This window comes from Burkholderia sp. 22313 (assembly GCF_052045245.1).
Taxonomy (GTDB): Bacteria; Pseudomonadota; Gammaproteobacteria; order Burkholderiales; family Burkholderiaceae; genus Burkholderia.
In genome coordinates this window covers 1-514 of sequence record NZ_JBQEON010000094.1, presented here as the reverse complement: position 1 = coordinate 514, position 514 = coordinate 1, and the positions used below count along the sequence as shown (strand labels likewise).

At 69.1% G+C, this 514-nt stretch carries 1 protein-coding gene; it reads left to right on the top strand.

The window, feature by feature from the left end; all coding sequences use genetic code 11:
- Nucleotides 1–514, top strand: a 514-nt coding sequence (locus tag ACTJKF_RS31430; protein WP_440629018.1) for an aldehyde dehydrogenase family protein, incomplete at both ends; no start/stop codon positions are given.

The window sequence follows — 514 nt, the reverse complement described above, 5'->3', positions numbered from 1 at the left end:
GATCAACGCGCTGGTCGGCGCCGGCTTCGGCGCGGCCGGCCAGCGCTGCATGGCGACGTCCGTCGTCGTGCTGGTCGGCAAGGCACGCGACTGGCTGCCCGATCTGGTCGCCAAGGCGAAGGCGCTGAAGGTCAACGCGGGCGCGCAAGCCGGTACGGACGTCGGCCCGGTCGTGTCGAAGGCGGCGAAGGCGCGCATCCTGTCGCTGATCGACGCCGGCGTGAAGGAAGGCGCGACGCTGCTGCTCGATGGCCGCGACGTGCAGGTGCCCGGCTACGAGCAGGGCAACTTCGTCGGCCCGACGATCTTCTCGGGCGTGACCACCGACATGTCGATCTACCAGGAAGAAATCTTCGGGCCGGTGGTGGTCGTGCTCGAAGCCGACACGCTCGACGACGCGATCGCGCTCGTCAACCGCAACCCGATGGGCAACGGCGTCGGCCTCTTCACGCAAAGCGGCGCGGCCGCGCGCAAGTTCCAGAGCGAGATCGACGTCGGCCAGGTCGGCATCAAC